At 62.2% G+C, this 1,845-nt stretch carries 2 protein-coding genes; both read left to right on the top strand.

The window, feature by feature from the left end; genetic code table 11:
• The coding region (locus BHU62_RS25150) for an autotransporter outer membrane beta-barrel domain-containing protein (RefSeq protein ID WP_139282285.1) at window positions 1–178 on the top strand (178 nt) is incomplete at its 5' end.
• Window positions 179–296: 118 nt separating this feature from the next.
• Window positions 297–1,845: S8 family serine peptidase (locus BHU62_RS24500; protein WP_171971354.1), on the top strand; the 1,549-nt coding region annotated here is incomplete at its 3' end.

The following is a 1,845-nucleotide window of genomic DNA, read 5'->3' as shown; positions in this document are numbered from 1 at the left end:
TGGCAACGCGCCGTTCGTGGTAAGCAGCGTGCCGGTCTCGCGCGACGGCATGGTGCTGAAGGCGGGGGCGGAAGTGGCGGTGAACGAGAACGCCACGCTGTCGCTGGGGTATGGCGGGCTGCTGTCGCAGCACCATCAGGACAACAGCGTCAACGCCGGCTTCACCTGGCGTTTCTAAGCAACATCGATTCAATTCTTGTATGGGGACCGTCTGCGGGCGGTTCCTTTTTCACATCCTGCTAATGAGAACCCGGCGCATCTGGGGCGCCGGCCAATAACAAGCAAAAGGTAAGGAAATGACAACAACAACGGGTTTTGATAGCAAAGGAAACGTTCGTCGCTCACCGTGGCGGCTGAACACGCTGGTCTGCTGCATGGCGCTGGCGGGGTATGCGCAGGCGGCGCCGCATGAGGTGAACGGCCAGACAGGCGATCCGGCCAGCTGGCGCAGCGCCGAATTCAACGCCAACTGGGGGCTGGGGGCGATCCACGCCGACGAGGCCTACGCCGCCGGTTATACCGGTAAAGGGCAGAAGGTGGGTATTTTCGACACCCCGGTCAACCGCCATCCCGAGTTCGCCGGCGACGGCAAGCTGATCAACGTGGTCACCGAAGGCTACCGCGCCTACACCGATCCGCACCGGCCAGGAATTAACGCCGGCGACCGCTTTTACTTCGACGGCACCTTCCATTTCTACAGCGGCTCGCAGGGCATGCTGAGCAATCACGGGGTGCACGTGGCGGGGATCAGCGCCGCCAACCGCGATGGTGTCGGTATGCACGGCGTGGCTTTCGACTCGCAGGTGATCAGCGTCGATAACGACAACGACGGCCCGGCCTACGGTGAATTCCTCGGCCTGGACGGCGCCGTCACCAATGCCGGCTGGCAGGCGATGATCAAAAACGGCGTGCGGGTGATCAACAACAGCTGGGGCGTCAGTATCCCCGACATCCTGTCCGACGGCGGCCGCGATCCTAACGCGCTGCACTTTGAGCTGAAGGATGCGCAGGAGCAATTCGATCAGGTCAAACCGCTGCTCGGCAGCCTGGCCGGCGCAGGCTATCAGGGCGCCATCGACGCCGCGCGTAAAAATATTCTGGTGTTGTTCGCTGCCGGTAACGACGGCAACTACAACCAGCCGGATGTGATCAGCGGGCTGGCCTATTTCGTGCCGGATATCGCGCCAAACTGGCTGTCGGTTGCCAGCGTGGCGCAGGATGCGGCATCGACCAACAGCGTGCCTTACACCATCAGCAGCTTCTCTTCCCGCTGTGGCTATACCGCCAGTTTCTGCGTGTCGTCGCCGGGCAGCAAAATCTACAGCACCGTGGCCAACGGTTCCGATCCGGCTAACCTGGTTTCGGACTATGGCAATAAAAACGGCACCTCGATGGCGACGCCGCACGTGACCGGCGCGGCGGCGGTGCTGCTGCAACGCTTCCCGTACATGACCTCGGCACAGATTGCCGACGTGCTGAAAACCACCGCCACCGATATGGGCGCGCCGGGCATCGACGCGATCTACGGCTGGGGGATGATCAATCTGGGCAAAGCCATCAACGGCCCGGGCATGTTCTATACCGTCGAGGATATTCCTGAACAATTCCGCATCCCGGATCCGACGGGCGTGGCCTACGGCCCGTCACAGTTTGTGGTGGATCTACCGGGCGTCGGCGCCGTGCTGGACAAAGGCAAGCCGACCGAGCGCGTCTGTAGCGATAAGCTTTGCGGCCTCGACTCTTGGAGCAACGACATCTCCGGCCACGGCGGCCTGACCAAAGAAGGGATGGGCACGCTGGTGATGACCGGTGCCAACACCTATTCCGGCCCGACGTGGGTCAATC

It is taken from the genome of Serratia marcescens (assembly GCF_001902635.1).
Taxonomy (GTDB): Bacteria; Pseudomonadota; Gammaproteobacteria; order Enterobacterales; family Enterobacteriaceae; genus Serratia; species Serratia marcescens_F.
Note: the sequence above shows the minus strand (reverse complement) of the source record. Positions and strands in the feature narration are given on the sequence as shown.